Annotated in this window: 1 protein-coding gene; it reads left to right on the forward strand. The window is 56.0% G+C overall.

Features of this window, described 5'->3' with window-relative positions; translation table 11 throughout:
- Positions 1-1,013: 1,013 nt before the first annotated feature.
- Complete coding sequence (locus tag ACFHWU_RS29125) at positions 1,014-1,226, forward strand: DUF2283 domain-containing protein (protein WP_416592300.1); 213 nt, start codon at positions 1,014-1,016, stop codon at positions 1,224-1,226.
- Positions 1,227-1,415 lie beyond the last annotated feature (189 nt).

Consider the following 1,415-nt stretch of genomic DNA (forward strand, 5'->3'; position numbering starts at 1 on the left):
GCGTCAGTGGTCCGAGACCCGTACGGTCCACAACCTCACCATCGACGACATCCACACGTACCACGTAGTCACCGGCAACACCCCGGTACTCGTACACAATACGAATGGTGGGGCCTGCCCGATCAACCGGCCCACGTTCATCGCTGATGCGAGTGGCACCATCGTACCTACAAGTGCATCGCGGCTCGAGTCCGGCCTGCAAGCAGCTGTCGAGGCAGGAGAAGAGGGATTCAGCACCTTCCCGACTAGGTCGGCGGGGTCGGGATTCCAGCTACCAGATGGTAGTAGAATCCGTATTATGCAGCCTTCGGCTAATGGAAATGCGGGGCGCCGAGCCTCGTTTACCAACGGTGCCGATGCGCCGGTCAGCCCGTTCACGGGTAAGCCTGTGCAGCCGCCGAGGGACGTCAGTCCCAAACCGTACGTCCGATCCCGGACGCATGTGAAACTGGAGCCATAGAGTGGTTTTAGAGGAGATCCGGACCTTTCTTCCTCTCCCGATTGCTGCCGCTGAGGCAGACACCGACGGTGTCTGCCTCAGCGGGGATCGGTGGCGACTTCGCGTGAATACCAGCTGGAGTGTTTCGGTAAATGAAATGATAGTTATGTCACCGTCGATTTCGAAAGATTTCGCGACGGCTTGTGGCTTGAGGGACTTGGTGGGAGATGAGTTCGTGCGAGTAGGAGTTCAATCTCGCCAGGTTGGGCTCGATCTGATCTTGACTACACGATCGGGACTCGTCTTCGAGATACTAAGTGATTACCCCTATGGGGAATGGTTGCTTACACTTTGGTCTCCTGGAGATGAGCGGCAGACGCCAATATTTGATCTCGAAGGGCCTGTCAGTGAGTAGCGGATGACTGATTCGGATGGTGATGTACGGCTACTGCGACCCTCGCTAAAAGTCTCTATTGCCAAGGCTGTTGATGAAACCTAAATACAGTTATGACAACGTCGACGAAATTATATTCGTCGGCTCCAGGGTGATCGTTCAATAGTGGCTGAGTTTAGGGTGACTTACGATGCGAGAGCTGATGCGGTCTATATCTATCTGAGTGAGGTGGGACCTGGTGGGGTTGCCTCTATGTACCCATGTGATCCGTTCCGGGTCGGTGGAATGATCAATCTCGACTTTGATGATAGTGGCAGGCTTGTGGGGGTGGAGGTGCTTGGTGCTGCATCGAAGTTGCCGCGAACTCTAATCGATCAGGCGGAAAGAGTGTGAAGTGATCAACGGTTTTCGGGTATTGTTAGTAGTCCGCCGATCGGTCAGGGCCGTTGCGTAGTCGGCTGAGGGCTGGCTGAGGTGGGAGTTTGGGAGGAATTCGGGGGTCTATGCAGGATGGGCGCGGTCTGGCGGCCGCGTACGACCCGGAGCTGACCACGATGACCCTGTACGTCCACGGCGACGAAC

The sequence above is a fragment of the Micromonospora sp. LOL_015 genome, from assembly GCF_048060275.1.
Lineage (GTDB): Bacteria > Actinomycetota > Actinomycetes > Mycobacteriales > Micromonosporaceae > Micromonospora_E.